General features: G+C 58.5%; 19 protein-coding genes. 7 read left to right on the top strand and 12 right to left on the bottom strand.

Annotated elements, in window-relative coordinates; translation table 11 throughout:
* Positions 1-2 precede the first annotated feature (2 nt).
* Entirely contained in the window at positions 3-752 is a 750-nt protein-coding gene (locus ACIOMO_RS20850) for an electron transfer flavoprotein subunit beta/FixA family protein (protein ID WP_102900003.1), read from the bottom strand.
* Between the two features lie 548 nt (positions 753-1,300).
* On the opposite strand from ACIOMO_RS20850, the gene ACIOMO_RS20845 reads away from it, so the two are divergent.
* Entirely contained in the window at positions 1,301-2,965 is a 1,665-nt protein-coding gene (locus ACIOMO_RS20845; protein ID WP_212543769.1) for a 4Fe-4S dicluster domain-containing protein, read from the top strand.
* 185 nt (positions 2,966-3,150) lie between these two features.
* On the opposite strand, the gene ACIOMO_RS20840 is transcribed toward ACIOMO_RS20845, so the two are convergent.
* Positions 3,151-4,041, bottom strand: a complete 891-nt coding sequence (locus ACIOMO_RS20840) for an AraC family transcriptional regulator (RefSeq protein ID WP_053122530.1) — start codon at positions 4,039-4,041, stop codon at positions 3,151-3,153.
* 192 nt (positions 4,042-4,233) lie between these two features.
* Between ACIOMO_RS20840 and ACIOMO_RS20835 the strand changes: the two genes are divergently transcribed.
* Entirely contained in the window at positions 4,234-5,286 is a 1,053-nt protein-coding gene (locus tag ACIOMO_RS20835; RefSeq protein ID WP_053122532.1) for an NAD(P)-dependent alcohol dehydrogenase, read from the top strand.
* 6 nt (positions 5,287-5,292) lie between these two features.
* Here the strand turns inward: ACIOMO_RS20835 and ACIOMO_RS20830 are convergent, their stop codons facing one another.
* The 10 genes from ACIOMO_RS20830 to ACIOMO_RS20785 form a co-directional block, all read right to left on the bottom strand.
* A complete protein-coding gene (locus tag ACIOMO_RS20830; protein WP_053122534.1) occupies positions 5,293-6,096 on the bottom strand; it encodes an IclR family transcriptional regulator in 804 nt (267 codons plus the stop codon).
* A 60-nt stretch (positions 6,097-6,156) separates the two neighbouring features.
* Complete coding sequence (locus ACIOMO_RS20825) at positions 6,157-7,467, bottom strand: MFS transporter (RefSeq protein WP_401243321.1); 1,311 nt, start codon at positions 7,465-7,467, stop codon at positions 6,157-6,159.
* Positions 7,468-7,650: 183 nt separating this feature from the next.
* Positions 7,651-8,799, bottom strand: coding sequence for a galactonate dehydratase (gene dgoD, locus ACIOMO_RS20820; protein WP_030131992.1), 1,149 nt, complete (start codon positions 8,797-8,799; stop codon positions 7,651-7,653).
* Between the two features lie 61 nt (positions 8,800-8,860).
* The gene (locus ACIOMO_RS20815; protein WP_401243318.1) at positions 8,861-9,481 is read right to left on the bottom strand and encodes a 2-dehydro-3-deoxy-6-phosphogalactonate aldolase; all 621 of its coding nucleotides are present in this window, start codon (positions 9,479-9,481) and stop codon (positions 8,861-8,863) included.
* Positions 9,482-9,500: 19 nt separating this feature from the next.
* Positions 9,501-10,490 carry a 2-dehydro-3-deoxygalactonokinase gene (locus tag ACIOMO_RS20810; protein WP_401243316.1) on the bottom strand — a complete coding sequence of 330 codons (990 nt, stop codon included), beginning with the start codon at positions 10,488-10,490 and terminating at the stop codon, positions 9,501-9,503.
* An 89-nt stretch (positions 10,491-10,579) separates the two neighbouring features.
* Entirely contained in the window at positions 10,580-11,494 is a 915-nt protein-coding gene (locus ACIOMO_RS20805) for a hypothetical protein (RefSeq protein WP_401243313.1), read from the bottom strand.
* A gap of 30 nt (positions 11,495-11,524) precedes the next feature.
* On the bottom strand, positions 11,525-12,058 hold the full coding sequence (locus ACIOMO_RS20800) for a hypothetical protein (protein WP_053122545.1): 534 nt from the start codon (positions 12,056-12,058) through the stop codon (positions 11,525-11,527).
* Complete coding sequence (locus ACIOMO_RS20795) at positions 12,055-12,783, bottom strand: hypothetical protein (protein WP_053122547.1); 729 nt, start codon at positions 12,781-12,783, stop codon at positions 12,055-12,057. The genes ACIOMO_RS20800 and ACIOMO_RS20795 overlap by 4 nt, the downstream gene beginning before the upstream one ends.
* A 5-nt stretch (positions 12,784-12,788) precedes the next feature.
* On the bottom strand, positions 12,789-13,283 hold the full coding sequence (locus ACIOMO_RS20790; protein WP_053122549.1) for a PAAR domain-containing protein: 495 nt from the start codon (positions 13,281-13,283) through the stop codon (positions 12,789-12,791).
* A 337-nt stretch (positions 13,284-13,620) separates the two neighbouring features.
* A complete protein-coding gene (locus ACIOMO_RS20785; RefSeq protein WP_053122551.1) occupies positions 13,621-14,100 on the bottom strand; it encodes a GNAT family N-acetyltransferase in 480 nt (159 codons plus the stop codon).
* A 220-nt stretch (positions 14,101-14,320) separates the two neighbouring features.
* Between ACIOMO_RS20785 and ACIOMO_RS20780 the strand changes: the two genes are divergently transcribed.
* From ACIOMO_RS20780 to ACIOMO_RS20760, 5 genes are all read left to right on the top strand, one after another.
* Positions 14,321-14,974 (top strand): HD domain-containing protein, encoded by a 654-nt coding sequence (locus ACIOMO_RS20780; protein WP_282358457.1) that lies wholly within the window; start codon positions 14,321-14,323, stop codon positions 14,972-14,974.
* Positions 14,975-15,084: 110 nt separating this feature from the next.
* On the top strand, positions 15,085-16,281 hold the full coding sequence (locus ACIOMO_RS20775; protein ID WP_401243307.1) for an MFS transporter: 1,197 nt from the start codon (positions 15,085-15,087) through the stop codon (positions 16,279-16,281).
* A gap of 82 nt (positions 16,282-16,363) precedes the next feature.
* Complete coding sequence (locus ACIOMO_RS20770) at positions 16,364-16,705, top strand: hypothetical protein (protein WP_053122557.1); 342 nt, start codon at positions 16,364-16,366, stop codon at positions 16,703-16,705.
* A 44-nt stretch (positions 16,706-16,749) separates the two neighbouring features.
* On the top strand, positions 16,750-17,004 hold the full coding sequence (locus ACIOMO_RS20765) for a hypothetical protein (protein WP_053122559.1): 255 nt from the start codon (positions 16,750-16,752) through the stop codon (positions 17,002-17,004).
* Positions 17,005-17,170: 166 nt separating this feature from the next.
* Positions 17,171-17,551: a Rho termination factor N-terminal domain-containing protein gene (locus tag ACIOMO_RS20760; protein WP_400753762.1), complete on the top strand. Its 381-nt coding sequence runs from the start codon at positions 17,171-17,173 to the stop codon at positions 17,549-17,551.
* Positions 17,552-17,588 lie beyond the last annotated feature (37 nt).

Raw genomic sequence — 17,588 nt, 5'->3', positions numbered from 1 at the left:
GATTAGATTACCTTCGCTTCGTTTTTCAGTTTCTCGACCAGTTCAGCCACCGACTTGACCTTGATGCCTGCGCTGCGTGCAGCCGGCGCTTCGACTTTCAGGGTCTTGTTGGTGGAGGCGGTGGAAACGCCCAAAGCGTCCGGAGTCAGCACTTCGAGAGGCTTCTTCTTGGCTTTCATGATGTTTGGCAGGGACGCATAACGCGGCTCGTTCAAACGCAGGTCGGTGGTGACGATCGCCGGCAGTTTCAGGGAAACCGTCTGCGCGCCGCCGTCGATTTCGCGAGTCACGGCAACGCTGTCGCCAGAGACTTCGACTTTCGAGGCGAACGTGCCCTGACCGAAGCCGCTCAATGCAGCGAGCATCTGGCCGGTCTGGTTGTTGTCGCTGTCGATGGCCTGCTTGCCCAGGATCACCAGTTGAGGCTGTTCCTTGTCGACCACAGCCTTGAGCAGCTTGGCCACGGCGAGCGAGGTCAGATCTTCAGCGGATTCGACGAGGATGGCACGGTCGGCACCCAGAGCCAGTGCGGTACGCAACTGCTCCTGAGCGGTGGTCGGGCCGATGGAGACGACGACGATTTCAGTCGCAACACCTTTCTCTTTCAGGCGTACGGCTTCTTCCACTGCGATTTCGCAGAACGGGTTCATCGACATCTTGACGTTGGCGAGGTCTACGCCGGAATTGTCCGCCTTGACGCGAACCTTGACGTTGTAATCCACAACGCGTTTGACAGCTACAAGAACCTTCATGGATTCCTCGTTACTCTCCGGTGAAAAGAAAGTCGCCTAGGCGAACCTGGCGGTTGATGCTCATCGGGCTACAAGGGCACCTCTAAAAACGCCGGCTTGTACTCGGGATGATTTCACGTTGCGAAGTGCGTGACCGTTCGTCAGTGGTGACCATTCAGTCATTCAACTTCGCGGTGTGTAAACTGCGCGCCAGACCTGCGCTGCGCATCACCCTTTCTGCCTACGCCCTGTCTTTAGAGGTGCTCTTGAAACCGCCAGTCTGCCTACGACGAGCGCAAAACCGCCCGTATCTTGACCGGAACGCCTATTCCGGTCAATACAGCAAAATGACCATTCATAAGCCGCGCTTCTTTGATTTCTCTGGGCTGGAGCCAATTCAAACAAACGTTTGTATTGGACGCTGAGAGTGGTGTAGATATAATGCGCCGCCTAGAGAGAAAGGTGGGTTTCCCGATATTCCCTTTGACGTTAACGTAAAGGCAATTCGGATGCGAGATCGAACCTCCAAATTAGAAAAAAAACTGTGAGCCTTGAGTAGGAGATAGTCTGTGGAACGCGAATACATGGAATTCGACGTGGTCATCGTCGGTGCCGGCCCCGCTGGCTTGTCCGCCGCCTGCCGTTTGAAGCAGAAGGCCGCCGAAGCCGGTAAGGAAATCAGCGTCTGCGTGGTCGAAAAAGGCTCCGAAGTCGGCGCACACATCCTGTCCGGCGCCGTGTTCGAACCACGCGCTCTGAACGAACTGTTCCCGGACTGGAAAGAACTCGGCGCCCCGCTGAACACGCCCGTCACCCGCGACGATATTTTCGTGCTGAAAAACGCCGAAAGCGCGCAGAAAATTCCAGACCTCTTTGTGCCCAAGACCATGCACAACGAAGGCAACTACATCATCTCCCTCGGCAACCTGTGCCGCTGGCTGGCCCAACAGGCAGAGAACCTTGGCGTAGAAATCTACCCGGGCTTCGCCGCTCAGGAAGCGCTGATCGACGAGCAAGGCGTGGTGCGCGGGATCATCACCGGTGATCTCGGCGTCGACCGCGAAGGCAATCCGAAGGAAGGCCTGTACACCCCGGGCATGGAACTGCGTGGCAAATACACGCTGTTCGCCGAAGGCTGCCGTGGTCACATCGGCAAGCAACTGATCCAGCGCTACAACCTCGACAGCGACGCCGACGCTCAACATTACGGCATCGGCCTGAAAGAAATCTGGGAAATCGACCCGGCCAAGCATCAACCAGGTCTGGTGGTGCACACCGCCGGTTGGCCGCTGGACATCATGGGCACCGAGAACACCGGTGGCTCGTTCCTCTATCACCTGGAAAACAATCAGGTGGTGGTCGGTCTGATCGTCGATCTTTCCTACAGCAACACGTACCTGTCGCCGTTCGACGAGTTCCAGCGCCTCAAGCATCACCCGGTGCTGGCTCAGTACCTGGAAGGCGGCAAGCGCATCAGCTACGGCGCTCGTGCGATCTGCAAGGGTGGCCTGAACTCGCTGCCGAAAATGGTCTTCAAGGGCGGCGCGCTGATCGGTTGCGACCTCGGCACCCTGAACTTCGCCAAGATCAAAGGCAGCCACACCGCGATGAAGTCCGGCATGCTCGCCGCTGAATCGGTAGCTGACGCGTTGTTCGCTGAGAAGGACGGCACTGAAGAACTGACCACCTACGTGGACGCGTTCAAGAAGAGCTGGCTCTACGACGAACTGTTCGCCAGCCGTAACTTCGGCCCGGCGATCCACAAGTTCGGCGCCATCGTTGGCGGCGGTTTCAACTGGCTGGATCAGAACATCTTCGGCGGCAAACTGCCGTTCACCCTGCACGACACCAAGCCGGATTACGCTTGCCTCAAGCTCGCCGCCGACTGCAAGAAGATCGACTATCCGAAGCCGGACGGCAAACTCAGCTTCGACAAACTCAGCTCGGTGTTCATCTCCGGTACCAACCACGAAGAAGAACAACCTTGCCACTTGAAGTTGAAAGACCCGAGCATCCCGATCAGCAAAAACCTGCCGCTGTACGACGAACCGGCGCAGCGCTACTGCCCGGCCGGCGTATATGAAGTGATCACCAAGGAAGACGGCGAGAAGCGCTTCCAGATCAACGCCCAGAACTGCGTGCACTGCAAGACCTGTGACATCAAGGATCCTTCGCAGAACATCACCTGGGTCACGCCGGAAGGCGCTGGCGGCCCGACTTATCCGAATATGTAAGTCGAAACGCTGAACATCAAGGCTCCCGAATCGGGGGCCTTTTTGTTGCCAAAAATTCCTTGTATCACCACAAAACAACTGTGGGAGCGAGCCTGCTCGCGAAAGCGGTGTGTCATATAAAGATGATGTCGACTGATGCACCGCATTCGCGAGCAGGCTCGCTCCCACAGGGGATATGCGTGGAATCAGGCAGCGCGCTCATCGCCCGGGCTGCGCTCGAAGTAGCGCTTATATTCGCGACTGAACTGCGACGTACTCTGATACCCGACGCGATGCGCCACCTGCGCCACACCCAAGCCCTCCGCCACCAGCAACGTCTGCGCCTTCAACAAGCGCAAACGCTTCAGATACTGCACCGGCGACAACAACGTGCTGCGTTTGAAATGTTCATGAAACGTCGACACGCTCATGTTCGCGCAACCGGCCAGTGTCTCGACATTCAACGGCTCGGTGTAATGCGCATGCAGATGACTGATCGACGCCGCCACCCGGGCAAACTGCCCCTGCTGCTCGACCAACGCGCGCAATACATCCGCCTGCGGCCCGCGCAACGCGACAAACAATAATTCACGTACGCGCGCCGGCCCGAGAATCTGGCACTCCAGCGGATCGTGCAGGCAACTCAACAGGCGCTCGACGCAGCCACGCATGTCATCGTCGAGCACCACCGAGGTCATCGACTCCGGCGTCTGCGCCGGAATATGCCGCCCCGGTGCCAGCCCCATGGCCAACACCAGTTCACCGAGCAACACCCGATCAATCGCCACGCTCACGCCAAGCAACGGCGCATTCGGCAAGGCAAACGTCTCACACTCAAACGGCACTGGCAGCGCCTGAATCAGATAATGTCCGGCGCCATATTCCATCGTCCGCGGCCCGAGAAACGCCAGTTTGCTGCCTTGGGCGATGATCATCAGGCTCGGTTCATAAATATGCGGGCCACGGGCGACGTCGCAACTGGCGCGCAACACTTGCACACCGGGCAACCCGGTCGGGGAATAACCATCGCGCAGCGCCAGCGGTTCGATCAACGAAACCAGCCGGGCATTGGCATCAAGATGACGGGTTAATTGCATCAAAACTCTTCACTGAAAATAGGGCGGAAAAAGGCGATGAAAGCATGATGGCAGATCCTTTTGCCGCTGCGGCCAATCAAACCCGCATGCCGGAGGATTAGGCATGAGACCCGGAGGAATCGTCATGGCCGGACTGTCAGTCGACGCCCAGAATGCGCCGCCTCACTTGTTCCTGCTTTTGCGAGGTTTCACATGTACACCGCCATCGGCTATGCCGCCCAATCGGCCACCACGCCCCTCGCCCCGATGAAATTCGAACGTCGCAGCCCGCGCGCCGACGACGTCGCGATCGAGATCCTCTACTGCGGCGTCTGCCACTCCGACATCCACCAGGCTCGCAATGAATGGGGCATCGCTGTTTACCCGTTGATGCCCGGCCACGAGATCGTCGGAAAAGTCACCGCGATCGGTGCGAATGTCACCCAACACAAAGTAGGCGATCTGGTCGGGGTTGGCTGCATGGTCGACTCGTGCCGCACCTGCGAAGCCTGCCAGTCGAACCTTGAGCAATACTGCCTCGAAGGCCCGACCATGACCTACGCCACACCGGATCGGGTCGATGGCAGCAACACCATGGGCGGTTATTCCGACAGCATCGTCGTCAGCGAACACTTCGTCGTGCGCATTCCGGAAAGACTGGCACTGGCCAGCGCCGCGCCGATTCTTTGCGCCGGCATCACCACCTACTCACCGCTCAAGCACTACGGCGTCAAGGCTGGCGACAAGGTTGGGATTCTCGGCATGGGCGGCCTCGGCCACATGGGCATCAAGTTCGCCAAAGCCATGGGCGCCGAAGTCACCCTGTTCACCCGCTCGGCGAGCAAGGCTGAAGAAGGTCGTCGTCAGGGTGCCGATCATGTGATCGTTTCCACTGATGCCGAGCAGATGAAAGCGGCTGCCGGTTACTTCGACTTCCTGCTCGATACCATTCCGGTGCAGCACGATCTCAACCCGTACCTCGACACCCTGCGCTTCGACGGCGTGCACATTCTGGTTGGCCTGATCGAACCGATCGATCCGCCCGTGCATGCCGCCAAACTGGTATTGGGTCGCCGCATCCTGGCCGGTTCGCTGATCGGTGGCGTCGCCGAAACCCAGGAAGTGCTGGATTTCTGCGCCGAGCACAACATCACCTGCGACATTGAAATGCTCGACATTCGCCAGATCAACGAAGCTTATGCGCGCATGATCGCCGGCGACGTGAAGTACCGTTTCGTCATCGACATGGCGACGCTCAAGGTTTAAACCCGCTTAAACCTTCAAGCCAAGCTCCGCCGAGAGCCGGGCTGTGACCCCTTTGATCAGGGGAATCAGCTCGGCCATTTTTTCCAGCGGCATGTACGGCACGGTGCTGGCGATACTGATCGCCGCCACGATGCCCTTGCTCGCATCGCGAATCGGCGCCGCCACGCAGCGGATCGACGGTTCGTTGTCTTCCAGATCGAACGCGTAGCCACCGGCGACGTACTCGGTCATGCGCTGCTCAAGCTGTTCCCACGACTGCTGGGGATGCTGCGGCCAGAACTGACTTTTCCCACCCGCCGGCAGACTGATGTCGTACAGCCGCTGCCAATCTTTCGGCGAGTCATCGAGCATCAACGCCTTGCCAATCCCGGTGCGCGCCAACGGCATGCGATGGCCGACCCGCGAACGCATTTCCGGGCCATTGCGCCCCGGGTTCTTCAGCAGATACAGCACTTCATCACCTTCACGAATGCCCAAGTGCACGGTGTCGCCGGTCAGCGCCGACAACTCGTCCAGATACGGCCCGGCCAGGCTCACCAGCGGCAACTCTTCGCGCGCCTGAAAACCCAGTTCGATCAGCTTCGGCCCGAGCAGATAACCGACTTGTGGCACCACGCGCAGGTAGCGTTCATCGACCAGGCAACTGGCCAGACGATGGGTGGTGCTGCGCGTGGTGCCGATCAGTCGGGCAATTTCCTTGAGATCGCGGGCGCCACTGGCCACCGCTTGCACCACACCGAGGCCGCGCAACAGCGTCTGGGTGCCGGTGGGCGCGGCGTCCTTGGTTTTTTCCGGAGCGTCTTCCTGCATATCCAGCCTTTACCGTTGAGCGAGGGAACGGGCGGCATTATGGTCGCCCGACGCTGACCACTACAACTCGATACGCTCGACCTTGCCGACCAGCAGCACGTAGGACAAAGCACCGATCAATGCGAGCACCGCGATATAAGTGATTGCCGGCGCGAACGAATCGCCGCTGGCGAGGAAGCCGATCACGATCGGCGTGGTGATCGCCGAGAGGTTGCCGATGAAGTTGAACACCCCGCCGGTCAGGCCGAGCAAGCGAGCCGGCGCCAGTGTCGAAACCAGCGACCAGGTGATCGAGGCTAGGCCATTACCGAAGAACGCCAGCGCCAGAAAGGCAATCACCAGCGGCGTCGACTCAACGAAATTGGCGCCGATGATCGAGGTGGAAATCAGCAGCCCGCCAATGATCGGCAACTTGCGCGCAAAGCCGACGGTGTAGCCGCGACGGATCAGGAAGTCGGAAAAGAACCCTGAACACAACACGCCAACGAACGCGGCAAGAAACGGCAGCGACGCGAGCAGGCCGGACTTGATGAAGTCCATACCGCGATATTTCACCAGGTAGGTCGGGAACCATGTCAGGAAAAACCACAGCGTCGAGTTCAGGCAGAACTGGCCGAGGTAGATGCCCCACAATTTGCGTTTGGTCAGAACGATACCGAGATCGGTCCAGCTGAATTTGGCTTTGACCTTGGCCGTTTCTTTCTGAATATCGACCAAGCCACCGCCCTCGCGGATCAGGTCGATTTCGGCTTCGTTGGCGCCTTTGAAATCCCGCGGCTCGCGATACACCGCGTACCAGATCGCCGCCCAAATGACGCCGACCGCGCCGGTCGCGACGAACACCATGTGCCAGCCGAATTCGTGTTGCAGCCAAGCGAGTACCGGGGTCAGGAATGCCAGGCCGACGAATTGCCCGGAGGTATAGAAACCGATGGCCGTGGCGCGTTCACGCTCGGGGAACCAGGTTGTTACAACGCGACTGTTGATGGGATAGGCCGGTGCTTCCAGCGCGCCGACGGCCATGCGCAGCACGAACAGCGCGATGAAACTGGCGGCGAAACCGAGCATCACCGTGGCAATCGACCACAACAGCAAAGCGACGCTATAGAGAATGCGCGGTGGCACGCGATCGACCAGCCAGCCGCCGGGGATCTGCATGGCAGCGTAAGTCCAGCCGAACGCGGAGAAGATCAGGCCGACGTGGATCGGGTCGATGCCCAGATCGCTGGTCAGCGCCGGCGCAGCAATCGACAGGTTGCTGCGGTCGAGGTAGTTGATGACCACGGTGATAAACAGCAGCACCATGATGAAAAACCGCTTGCGGCTGGGCGCGACTAAAGACGCCTGCCCGGTGAGGGTTTGCGGTTGCATGAGAGATGCCTCTTCTTATGTTTATTTGAGGTCATGACGCAAATCTCCCATCCATGGAGATCAAAACTGTGGGAGCGAGCCTGCTCGCGAAGGCGTCGGATCAGTCACATCGATGTCGGATGTGACATAGCATTCGCGAGCAAGCTCGCTCCCACAGGGGATTGGTGTTGAGTCAGGCAGGACTCACCACTCGGCAAAGCTGCCATCGGCATGGCGCCAGATCGGGTTGCGCCAGCGATGCCCGACCGCCGCGCGCTCGATCACGTATTCCTCGTTGATTTCGATACCCAACCCCGGCCCGTTCGGAATCTTCACGAAGCCTTTGTCGTAATCGAACACCCGAGGATCTTTCACGTAGTCGAGCAAATCATTGCTCTCGTTGTAATGGATGCCCAGGCTTTGCTCCTGAATAAACGCGTTGTAACAAACCGCGTCCAGTTGCAAGCACGCTGCCAGCGCAATCGGCCCCAGCGGGCAATGCAGCGCCAGCGCGACGTCGTAGGCTTCGGCCATGTTGGCGATCTTGCGGGTTTCGGTGATGCCGCCGGCGTGAGAAGCATCCGGCTGGATGATGTCGACGTAACCTTCGCTCAACACGCGTTTAAAGTCCCAACGCGAAAACAAGCGCTCGCCGAGGGCAATCGGTGTGCTGGTCAACGGCGCCAGCTCTTTCAGCGCTTCGTAGTTTTCGCTGAGCACCGGCTCTTCGATAAACATCAGTTTGTATGGATCGAGTTCCTTCATCAGCACCTTGGCCATCGGCTTGTGCACGCGGCCATGGAAATCGACGCCGATACCGACGTTCGGCCCGACCGCGTCACGCACGGCGGCAACGTTGGCCAGTGCCAGATCGACTTTCTCGAAGGAGTCGAGGAATTGCAGCTCTTCGGTGCCGTTCATTTTCACCGCAGTGAAACCACGGCTCACCGCCTCTTTCGCCGCACGCGCAGTGTCGGCCGGACGGTCGCCGCCGATCCACGAATACACACGAATCTTGTCGCGCACCTGGCCGCCGAGCAGATCACTCACCGACACCCCGAGGGCCTTGCCTTTGATGTCCCACAGCGCCTGATCGATGCCGGCCAGCGCACTCATATGGATCGCGCCGCCACGGTAGAAACCGCCGCGATAGAGCACCGTCCAGATGTCTTCGATGTTGCGCGGGTCTTTGCCGATCAGGTAGTCGGACAATTCTTCGACAGCGGCGGCAACGGTGTGCGCGCGCCCTTCAACCACAGGCTCGCCCCAACCGGTCACGCCCTCGTCGGTTTCGATCTTGAGGAAGCACCAGCGCGGCGGAACGATGAAGGTGGTGAGTTTGGTGATTTTCATCTCTGCTCTCTTTTGTAAATGCAGCTCTTATTAGATGCAGCGCACGCAGCGCCAGAAAGTCTTAGCGAAGGGCCTTCCATGCGGCCACGTAGGCCTCGGCGTTCTGCGCCACCTGCTGCGGCGTCATGCCCGGTTTGAACAGGCCGGAACCGAGGCCGAAACCTTTCACGCCAGCGTCGATAAACGCCTGCATGTTGTCCGGCGTGATGCCGCCAACCGGCGCCAGCACCGTCCCGGACGGCAACACCGCAAGCCAGGCTTTGACGACTGCCGGCCCCATCTGCTCGGCCGGGAACAGCTTGAGAATGTCCGCGCCCTCCGCCAGCGCCGCGAACGCTTCCGTTGGCGTGGCAACACCTGGCGACAGAAACAGCCCCGCCGCTTTCGCCGCGCGCAACACCTTGGCATCGCTGTGCGGCATGACGATCACTTGGCCGCCGGCCTCTTTCACCAACTCGACCTGCTCCGGCGTCAACACAGTACCGGCACCGATCAGGCAATCGGCGGGCAAGGTCTTGCGCAGGATGCGGATACTTTCGTACGGCGATGGGGAATTTAGCGGTACTTCGATGACGCGAAATCCGGCGGCATACAGGACTTCTCCGACAGCGGCGGCTTCCTGCGGGTGCAGGCCACGCAGAATCGCGATCAGACCGTTTTGCGCCAATGCTTGCTTGAGCATGTCAGGCCTCCAGTCAGGGTTAACGGGATGAGGAATCGATCAATCCGGCGGCCAGCGCCAGTTGCCACAAACCACGCTCGGTGGCCTGCTCGGCCAGCGTCACCTTGGCGAAACCACAGGCGTCGAGGGCACGGCGGTAGCGCGCGCACAGTTGCGCGTTGCCGATGAGGATGATCGAAGGAAGATTCGGGTTGTTGCGGCGTCGGCGTTGAGCGCTGGCCAGTGCGGCCAATTCATGGCCGATCATCAGGCCGGACAGATAATCCGCCTGCGCCGTTGGGCTCAGTTCACCGGTCAGTCCCAGCGTGCGGGCACTGAACAAGGTCGACAGCACGCCGAGTTCGCCGTCCGCCGACTGCGCAATCTGCACGCCACGGTCAAATGCCTGAGCATCGAACGTCGCGCTGACTTGCTGGGTGCGGCCAAGGATGCTGTGTTCGCTGAGCACGGCGAACACTTCGCCGGTCATGAACGTGTCGAAACGGGTGATGCAGCCATCGACCACGTCGACCCACTTCGAATGACTGCCCGGCAGACCGATCAACAGATCAGCGCCCGCCTCGACCGGCAGATTCTGCAGAACACCCAGCACTTGGGTTTCTTCGCCGCGCATCACGTTCGGCAAACGCGAACGCTGAATCACACCCGGCACGATATGCACGACAGTGCCGCGAATGCTGATAACTGTTTGTAGGGAGTTTCCGAGATTGGCGACGTTCGCCGGCGTCTCGCAGTAGGCTGCTTCACGCCAGCCCTGCGCACTGCCGACCATGCCGCAAGCAATCACCGGCAGATCCGGCTGCGCATCGAGCCAGTCGCCGCAGGCTTCATCGAAAGCCAATTCAAAACCATCGGCGCATTCGCGACCGTTGTTGATTCGCGGGGTCTTGGGCAACTGCATGATCCCGGACGACAGCGAGCGCTGCTCCAGCACCACACCGTCCGCCGCGAGTTTGTAAGCACGTAATGAGGTCGTCCCCCAATCGAGCGCGATCAATTGCGCCAGCATCGCTTCACCTGTTTTGTTTTTGGCAGTGAGTGCGATGGACTATAGCCCCTCCGAGAACAAAATCTCAATATGTAATTTTGCATCCCATATTATGGGAAGGCGTCAGTCCATTTTGTCCAGCACTCGACGACATCCAACTCCTTGTTGATCTGGATCCTCAGCGTTTCGTACTCAGTGGAACCCACCTCGTGCGTACGGCCATTTTCATCAGCGATCCCGGGCTCCAAACGTCCATCACCGCGAATGATGGTGTACGCCGCAAACGGTGCTGATGTCTGCTCTGAACCTGAAACAATCTTCAACTTCGTTTTGTTCGGCGCAAATGAGGCCAGCAGGCCGGCATAGGGCACGTCACTGCAGAGCCCGAGCCTGTCGATCTGGTCATATCCGAGCGCCAGTTCATAGCGCCAGCGCACGATGCACACTGACGAAAAAGGCAGTAATGACCTCGGTTGATCGGACGGTTTTAGCAAAATACGGGCTGGTGCCACTCGAGGATTTTCTATGGCCGCAATGAATCTCGACGTGGGCATGTACATGACTTTCGAGTAATACGCCACGAATGGGAACGCGGTGATGACGACCTTGCAGGGAATGTATTCCTGCGGTTTGAGAATTTGCACCAGTTCGGCGGGCCGGACGTCTTTATGTCCATCGTTGATCGCGTGATTCTCGACGTTGATGCTGGCCAACATTTCGAATCGACGATCACCTTCAATCAAACGCATGCCGCTGACGATTCCCGAAGCTTCGAGAACAATTTCATGTTCGATGGAAAAATCCACATCACCATTTAGCGAGCAATGGATCCAGGTACCAATCTGACCTTGCCGCCCGTGATCTTCATAGAGGTCAATCAAATTTCGGTCTGAGGTGAAACGCAGGTCGTAGTAGGAGGACATCTCGTGATTGATCGAGGCAAACTCAAGCCTGGCGGGCGGAACATCCAAGTGCATGCAGGAGGAACACAACGCAAACAAAAAAACCAAAAGCAACCTTGCCATTACCACTCCATAAGCCAACACCAGGGCGCCTCATCGAAGGCTGTCGTAGTCCGACAAGGCAGAAAAAACATCTGCAACCGGAATAAACAGTGACCTTGTGAAATACGCGTCATAACCGGTTGCCGTGACCACCACTTTGCACGGAATCTTTTGCTTGTCTTTCAATAAGCTCTTTATGGCGTCACGACTCAGATACGCCGAGGTTCTTTTCTTTTCCCCAACGTCTTTGAAAGAAATGCTCGCGGTATAACCGAATCCGGCGATCTTCGAGTGCTTCTTGTTTTCTGTGATCAAACCCATGGCTGCTTTCGATATCGTGTGCTCAATCGAAAAATCAGTGTCATCACCCAGGGCACAGATAAACACCTGATCAAAACTGTTCGCGTTCTTCTCCCGCCAGAAAATCTCCAGCAGTTCTACATCGGAACTGAAATTGACCTCAAAAAAAACACTGTCCGGGCGAGGTGTAATCGATTCATAGCCCAACGTTGCGGGGGTAATGTCATGAGACTTAGCGCAGGCAACGCACAAGAACGACACAACGAGAAGCAATACCCATCTCATGCGCCTGCTCCCAAGTAACCCGCGATTGAGTTCGCCGATAAATCCAATGCGGACTGTCCGCACTCCAACCGGGATTCATAAAGCCTCAACGCCGAGTAATGGTTGAATTTAACGATCCCGATAACATCCGGCCCGGATTCGATATCCCATTTACCCCCCACCCAAGCGACTACGTCAGTTCGATCTATCTCGTCAGGTTCCGCACGAACGTTGATCCAGGTTTCAGCCTTGGGCGTCGGCTCCGACCAGTAAATATCGGAAATCAACGCCACCATCACACCTTCGCCCACAGGATCCAGCGTGACGAGCATTTTCACGATAAAACCTTTATCGGTCAGAATCTGCGACAAATGCGCGCCGTTCCACCCGCCCAGACTATGACCAACGATGTAGACGTGAGCGGACTTGTGAGGCAGCCTCGAGAATATAAACTCCTCCAGATCGCCTTCCCCTTTTACATCGTTGTATCCCATGTAATAGGGTTGGAATTTTCCGCCAAAGCTCGTGCCCAAACGACTCTGCAAAGCTTCCATGGCACGCAACGTGTAGTTGCTCGGCCCGTCTCCGTAGTAACTTTCCGAATCGCCAGCACCACCAATGAAAAAGGCTACAACTTCTCTGGCAAGTGTCACCGGTTTGACTGTCTGATCCTCTTTGGTCGTCAGCTCATGGCTGGCGACCAATCTCCCGATGCATCCTTGAATGGCTCCGGATTGGGCTCCCATCAGTGTTACTCCACGTACAGTTTGATGGTTTCTTTGAGGTGCGAACTGACCGTATGAGTATGCCCTCCGGCGTCAGTTACGCCTCGTTCCAACGCTCCATCCGCCCGTTCGATGACATAGGCAATATAGGAAAGCGGTTCACCGCTGTGTTCATCAACGATCTGCATCCGGTCATTGAAATGCACCGGCATCGGCAGTAACCCGGTAAACGCCGCACCGCCGCCACTCTGGCCGATGATTACTGTGCCCGAGCCACCGATCACGACATTGCCGTGCCCGCCGGTGCTGTCTAGCGTGGCGGCATTTAAGCCGTTGATAAATACCGTACCGGACACAGCTCCGGTAATCGGGCTGCCACACGCCGATGTATCGGTCATGCGCGCGGCGGCGAGGCCGTCGAAGAAAACATTCGGCGAGCCGGTAACGATTGGGTTGGTGCCATGGCCTGGCAATGGGCAGGCGGTAGGGTCGGTGACGCGGGCAGCAGGTTTACCACTCAATTCAAAGCTCCTTGCTTCAAAGATTTCGGGTGCGGCTACGGATATCGATTGCAGTTGTCGACTGGGACGAACAAGACGCGACAGTACTCAAGCCGATCGAGGTGGCGGCAGTTTGCAGAGGTCGACCAACATTGTTGTTTGCTAAATAAAGCATCGACGCCCGTAGCTGACACATCGGCCGGTCACTCATTGACGCGGCGAAGGCTCCACGGGCGTGGAGAAAGGGTGCCAGAGGCATTGCAGGTGTCATCCATGAGCGCGCAAAAATGCGCGCGTAGAATGCAGGACTAGAGCAGTGCCGACAATCAAATTAGCAGCGTATAGCTCTTATTGACGTTCAGCCTTCAGCGAATTCGCGCAACACCTTGCCGTCCATGCGATACCTCACCCACTCTTCCTGCGGTTGCGCACCGAGGGATTTGTAGAAGTCGATCGCTGGCGTGTTCCAGTCGAGGACGCTCCATTCGAAGCGGCCGCAGTCGTTGTCGCAGGCGATTTTTGCCAGGTGGCGCAGCAGGGTTTTGCCGGCGCCGCCGCCGCGTTGTTCGGGGGTGATGTAGAGGTCTTCGAGGTACAGGCAGTTGCTGCCGAGCCAGGTCGAGTAGCTGAAGAAGAACACGGCGAAACCGATTGGCAAGCCGTCGCGCAGGCAGATCAGACCGTGCGCGGTGGCGCCTTCGCCGAACAGGCTGCGTTCGATGTCGGCGACGCTGGCGATGACTTCGTGGCGGGCCTTTTCGAAATCGGCGAGTTCAGTGATGAAGGCGAGGATTTGCGGGGCATCGCTGGGGGTCGCCGGGCGGATTTCGATCGTCATGGACGGGCCTTGTCGGAAAAGGAAAACGCCATACTAAGGCCGTGGGCGCTGCTCGTCACACTCCAAACCTGGTAGAGAACCTTGTGGTGAGGGGATTTATCCCCGATGGGGTGCGCAGCGCCCCCAAAAAAAGGGGCTGCTTCGCAACCCGTCGGGGATAAATCCCCTCACCACAGAAGTATCATCAACTGAGAATCTACGACAGCCAGTAAGGATGCTTATGAACGATGCTGCTTTTGCACCACTGATTTCACTCGCCGCCGGGTTACTGCCCCACGCTCTGGAAATATCCGACGACGGCGCGCACGACCTCGCGCATTTGCAGCGGGTCTGGCACAACGTGCGCACCTTGCATGAAGCAGAAGGTGGCGATCTCGAGGTCTTGCTCGCGGCCGTGCTGCTGCACGATTGCGTGGCCGTCGAAAAGAACTCGCCGCTGCGTTCACAAGCCTCGCGCCTGGCCGCAGAAAAAGCGTCGTCAGTGCTCGCCGAACAGAACTGGCCCAGCGATAAAATCGCCAGCGTCGCCCACGCCATCGAAGCGCATAGCTTCTCCGCCAACATCACCCCGCTCACCCTCGAAGCGAAGATCGTCCAGGACGCTGACCGCCTCGATTCGCTGGGCATGCTCGGCGTCGCCCGCACGTTTTATATCGCCGGGCGCATGGGGTCGGCGCTGTATGACCCGCAAGATCCGCAGGCGAAACATCGCGACTACGACGACAAGCGTTTTTGCCTCGACCACTTCCAGACCAAACTGCTGCACCTCGCCGACGGTTTCCAGACTGTCGCCGGCCAGCGTCTGGCGCAGATACGTCATCAACGTCTGAAGGGTTTCATGGAGCAATTCATGGAAGAAATCGGCATCGTCTGAATGGTTACTCCGGCCTGTGCTGAACCTGACTTCGCCAACCGCGCACCTAACCCACAGGCCCGACGTGTTAAACAGATGACGCTCAATTTTCCCGGTCAAGGAACCGCGTCATGTCGCAAGCAACGCCCCAGGTGTCAGGCAAGTTGTTCGGCCTGTTCTGCCTCGCCAGTTATCTGTTGTCGCTGTCGTATGGCTCGACGTTTTTGCTGTCGCTGTTGATCGGTTCACGCGGCGGTAATGAACACGATGCGGGCAGCGTAATTTCGGCGGCGATGCTCAGTACGTTTGTCGCGGTGCTGGTGTCCGGGCATTTGTCGGACATGCTCGGCGCGGCGCGGTCGATTGCGCTGTTCGGGCTGTTGCTGGTCGCGGCGAGTCTGGGTTTTGCGATGACGCCGGGGTTCGGGCATTTGCTGTTGTTTTTCGGTTTGCTGCTGGGGTTGGGCTGGGGTGTTTTCTACACGTTGGGGCCGATCATCGTCGCCAGCCTGGTGTCCCCGGCGCAGCGGGCCAAGTACTTCGCGCTGCTCTCCGGCAGCATGATGACCGGCATCGGCAGCGGCCCGTTACTCGGGCGCGCAGCCAGTGCGCTGGGGTTGCCGGTGACGTCGGCGTTTTATCTGGCGGCGTTGGCGAGCCTGATCGGCGTGCTGCTGTTCTGGCGTCTCGGCGCTCGATTGAAAAGCACGCAACCCACCTCTGCCGCGAGAATCAGTTGGCAAGCGACCCGCCAAGTGCTCAGCTCGCGCGCCGTGTTTCCGATCATCATGGTTGGGCTCGGCGGCTGTGTGTTTGGCGGATTGTCGAGTTTTCAGACCAGTTATGCGGCGGCACGCTCGCTGGATTATTCGCTGTTCTTCCTCGGCTTCATGAGTGCGGCCATCAGCAGCCGGATGTTGATCGCCGGTTACGTGGTCAAGCGTGATCCGCTGCGCGCGTCGTGCCTGTTATCGGGGCTGATGCTTGGCTCGATCGTGCTCTTCGCGTTTGGAGTGCACAGCGGGTTCACCTATCTGCTGGCGGCGCTGACGCTCGGCGTTGGTTATGGTCTGACCTATTCAGTGATCAACGGACTCGCGGCGAACGAAGCACCGACGGGTACCACTTCACAAGCGCTGCTGCTGTTCAGCCTTTCGTATTTTATCGGCGTGTTTGGTTTTCCATTGCTGGCCGGGAAAATCATCGTTGAACACGGCATGGCGACGTTGTTGCTGACGGTATTGGCGGTGGCTTTGATCAACTGGTTGATCACACTGGGGCGGCTGCTCTGGCGCCGACTCAACGTAAAAACGGTGGAGGCGATTTAGACCGTTCGTCGTTCATCAGGCACCAATCCGATCACAGGGCAGACCAACGACAGGTAAGGATTCCAATCACTGGAGAAGCCCTATGATCTCGTCAAGGTTGACCGCTTTCGTATTCAGCGCCCTGCTCTGCCCTGCGGTGTTCGCCGCATCCGCCACTGCGGCAGGCACCGGCCCTACCGACCCGACCCCGCCTCGCGCCCCCGCCATCAACAGTGCTCCCGGCATGAACACCGATGGTTCGGGCGTGCCGTTGATCAATCAGCCGCCGGCCACCGGCACTGATCCGCGCACGCAGGGCAGTGACCCGGGTCGTCAGGGCGGCATGAACACCCCCGACGCCCCCGGCATGCCCGACAACGCGGGCCCCGGCGTCGGCTCTAAATCCACCACGGGTGGTTCCGGTTCCGAAGGCTCCGGTCAGTAGTTCGCCGACGCGAGCGTCCTATTCAATCCAATGAAGAGGTAACCATGAACGTCGATAAAAACCTGGAAAAAGAAGTCCTCACCCGTCTGCTGCACGCCCACCCGAGTGGTCTGGGCAAGGAGGTGCTGGACAATTACCGGGGCGAGAAAGTCGTGGCCGGCGCCCTCGCCGCTTTGCAGGATCGCGGACTGATTCACCACGGCCATGTGACCTGCAACGAAGCCGGCGAACATTCGCTGAACCTGCCGATCAAGCTCAGCGCGGCCGGGGTTGAAGCGGCGCGTAAGCTCGATAGCTGAGCAATGTGATCGTGTGATCGTTTGATCGTGTGATCGTGTGATCGTGTGATCGTAAATTATGTAGGAGCTGCCGCAGGCTGCGATCTTTTGATTTTCAAGATCAACAGATCGCAGCCTTCGGCAGCTCCTACATGGCAATTCATCTACGGATGCAAGGAGAAATCCCATGCCTCGTGGAAGCAAAGAAAAATACACCGCCGAGCAAAAGCGCAAAGCCGAGCACATCGAAGACAGCTACGAAAATAAGGGCGTGCCGAAGGATGAAGCCGAAGCGCGAGCCTGGGCGACGGTGAACAAACAATCGGGCGGCGGCGACAAGGCCGGCGGTTCCGGGCGCAAGAAACCGGCGAGTGCCAAGTCTGAAGATCGCAAAGATTCGTCGCGACGAGCAGTGGCCAGTCGCGAGGGACATTCGCGTAACAGCACGGCTTCGCGGGATGCGCAGACGGTTGATAGTTTGATGAAGGAGGCCCGGGCCAAGAAAATTCCGGGGCGGTCTTCGATGCGTAAGCAGCAGTTGATCGAGGCGCTGCGCAAGGCCAGTTGACACATCCCCTGTAGGAGCTGCCGCAGGCTGCGATCTT

The sequence above is a fragment of the Pseudomonas sp. NPDC087804 genome (assembly GCF_044742965.1).
Lineage (GTDB): Bacteria > Pseudomonadota > Gammaproteobacteria > Pseudomonadales > Pseudomonadaceae > Aquipseudomonas > Aquipseudomonas rustica.
This window is presented reverse-complemented; position numbering and strand designations above follow the sequence as displayed.